Origin of the sequence: Rheinheimera sp. (assembly GCF_036568245.1) — a bacterium.
Taxonomy (GTDB): domain Bacteria; phylum Pseudomonadota; class Gammaproteobacteria; order Enterobacterales; family Alteromonadaceae; genus Alishewanella.
The window spans coordinates 1-3,200 of the sequence record NZ_DATCSY010000279.1; the positions used below are offsets into that span (position 1 = coordinate 1).

Genomic DNA, 3,200 nt, shown 5'->3' on the forward strand with positions numbered 1-3,200 from the left:
CCGCCATAGTGATGGGCATACTGAAAATAGCCAACAGCCCGTTGTATCGTAAAACCCGTGATGTCAGCTCAGTAAAAGAGATGGTTACCCGGCTAGGCCTGGATTTGGTACGAAAATGGGTATTGACCTACGCGGTGCTGGGCACTGCCACAGCTGCTTCGGCGATTACAGTACTGGCCCGTGCTTACAGCATGCAACGTATTGCCCGGCACTGGCAGCTGACTGAGCAGCAATGTCAGCAGTATTTTCTTGCAGCACTGATTTCCGGTTCGGACATGTTGTTTGGCATCGCATCGGAGCGGCTGTTACCTTATCTGAATATCAACCCTGCGATCTCTGAAGCTATTGTTAATAACAGTGGCCCGATGGCTCAGGCACTGACTGTGGTGCGCAGTATTGAACGCAGCTATGCATTGAAACAGCCCATTGGCGTGAGTGAGCGCGCTTACGTTAATTTTTACACGACAGAACTGGCGCAAATCCAGTTACGGCTTGCAGAGGCTGGCTTTTAACCAGCTATTAGCGTGGCTTTTTTCTCATATGCCTGGCCAGGCTACGGTCAATCAGGCCATTACGGTGAGCTTCGCGGATATAAATATCCAGCCGCTTTTTAAGTGCTGCCCATTTTGGATGCAACGCTAATGTCAGGTCCGCTTTATCTGTCTGCACACTGTTGCGATAGAACTGGGTATCGGGGAAGTGGTTGTTAATAAGCCAGGTTGCGACATGCTCGTTCATATACACCAGATCGCAACGACCATTAACCAGCATATTCAACTGGTCAAATTCTGAATCAGAATCCAGCCGGATAAGCTGGCCATCAGATAGCTGCTGACTAAAAGCGGTGTATTTATAATAGCGACGTAAACAGATGCTGTGGCTGCTCTGTGCCGTTAACGCGTCTTCAGTGACAGGCTGCAGTGAATAAAGATAGTCGTGATGTTCAACAATAGGTTGGGTAAACAGCAGGGCGTCTGGGTCTTCAGTCCATTTTTCCGCCAGCACAGTTGCGTCGTATTTACCACTGTACACGCCTAACTCAGCCCGCTGACGGTTCTCAAATACGTACTGTAGCTCGTAGGGTTGCTCATTAAAAAAGGCATTTAACAGCTCTGGCACAACGCCCAGTGGCACATTATCGTTAGCAGCGTACATATAAGGTGGCACCTGCGGATAATAAATAGCCACTTTAAATGTTTCTGCACTTGCCATAGGTAAGGCAAATAATAATGATATCAACCAAGCGTAGTGACGCACCTATATTTCCTAAGGTTGCCGGTTACTATCATAACCAGACTCATACAATGCTGTTTTATTCTGTCAGCGCTTTGTGACAAGCAATAGGTTTATGCTGTCGCTGATTTAAAATAAAAATAGTGGCTTAATATGCCAGTTAGTCATTGTATTTTGCAAGCCTGCTTTTTGTTACCACTGATACAGTAGTGATAACGATATATTCCGTGGTCTGCCCGGATAATATCGATCGCCATCAAAACTGCTGTAATCTGCCCGCTCGGCGTAAGCCCGATCTGTCAGATTATTTACCCGGGCGAACAGGGTGAACTGAGGGCTGATATGCCAGCTGCTGCGCAGGTTAAACAAGCTGTGACCGGAGTATTGATGCAGGTTTTCGGTATCCGTGTAGTAGCGGCTGATATAATGCCACTCCAGCGCCAGTTGCATATTGTTTTCCAGTTGCCAGTCAAGTTGAACATTTGCCAGCGTACGTGGTGCGGTATCAATATCGTTGCCGTTTATATCAACGCCATTTAATATTTCACTGTAATGATAACGATGAATGGCGTGGCTGGCGGCAATTTTCATATTGATACTGTTGCTCAGGTCGTAATCCAGCTCCAGTTCAATCCCCTGATGCCGGGATGCACCATCATTAACATTGAAGAAGTTACTGTCGCGGAAGATAAAGTTGTGTTTTGACATCTGATATAACGCCAGTGAGTAGCGCAAACCCGAATGACTGTAACGGTAGCCGAGCTCCAGATTGTTCGCTGTTTCCGGTTTTAAGTCAGCAACATTTTGCTCGCGCTGCAGTTGATATAATTCGGCAGTTTGCGGTGCGCGGTAGCCTCGTGACAGATTAGCATACAGCTGGGCGGTGTTATTCAACTGGTAACTGACAGCAAGTTTAGGCGAAATATCGTCAAAGCTGGAAACGCTGCTTGGCGGCCGGTTGTAGCGACAGCCACCCAAAGCGCAGGGTGTACCATCATCTTTAGTGCGCCCGGTCAGCATATTGTTGTGATAGTTATAGCGCATGTTCTCGTAGCGCACGCCAGCGTGTAGCTGCCAGTCTCCGAGCTGCATGCTCATTGCTGCAAAAGGTGCATACAGCCGGGCCGAAACATCATAGTCATAATGCTTCCCCACAGGCACCGTTTCTACGACAAACGGCGAGCCGCTGGCACTTTGCTGTTGGTACTCATACATATCGCCGCGGGTATATTCGCTGTCAAAACCCAGTTGCAGCTGCAGGTTTGCGTTAAGTTCATGCTGCCACAGTGACAAGATACCGACACCGGACTGGCTGTTACGCTCCAGTGGTGCGCCGGGCAGATAGTGTTTAATAAACTCCATCTGCTGATCGCGCAGGTAAGGTGTGACGGTAACACTGTTTTTGGCAGACAAATCCCAGCTGGCTTTAGTCCACAGCCGTAATGAACGGGCATCGCGGTATGGCTCGACGCCGTCTGGCAGCACTGCGACTGCATCATGCGAGTAATCGCTGGCATAGCCAGCAGTATCCTGCTGTAAATTGGTAAAGGTTACGCCGGTTTGCAGCGCAAATGCGCTGGCGCTATACCGATGGCGCAGATTCACTTTTTGCTGTGTCACACTTTCATTGGCACGGTAGCCGCTGTCAGAGGTGACACTGGCATTAATGCCGATGCCACTGTTAGTAAGGGCTTTACCGGCCCGCAGTTTGTAACGTTGGTAACCATAAGAGCCAAGATCAAGCCCTAGCAGCGCATTATCGTAGCTGGTGTCGGGGGTTATCACGTTAACGACGCCATGTACTGCATTTGAGCCGTAAAGCACCGAGCCCGGCCCTTTAAGCACTTCTATCCGCTGTGCCATTTCGCTGTGTGCTTCAAACAGTTCATTCACGTTACAAAAACCTGCAGCACGTAGCGGTATGCCATCTTCGGCGGTCAGAATACCACCGCAGGCGCCGGCACCGG

At 49.3% G+C, this 3,200-nt stretch carries 3 protein-coding genes; 1 reads left to right on the plus strand and 2 read right to left on the minus strand.

From position 1 onward, the window contains the following. On the plus strand, window positions 1-512 hold a 512-nt coding region (locus tag VIN66_RS12645), incomplete at its 5' end, for an HDOD domain-containing protein (RefSeq protein ID WP_331924313.1). A 7-nt stretch (window positions 513-519) separates the two neighbouring features. Here VIN66_RS12645 and VIN66_RS12650 read toward each other — a convergent pair. Continuing rightward, a complete protein-coding gene (locus VIN66_RS12650; RefSeq protein ID WP_331924314.1) occupies window positions 520-1,257 on the minus strand; it encodes a transporter substrate-binding domain-containing protein in 738 nt (245 codons plus the stop codon). 168 nt (window positions 1,258-1,425) lie between these two features. Beyond that, window positions 1,426-3,200, minus strand: a 1,775-nt coding sequence (locus VIN66_RS12655; RefSeq protein WP_331924315.1) for a TonB-dependent receptor, incomplete at its 5' end; no start/stop codon positions are given.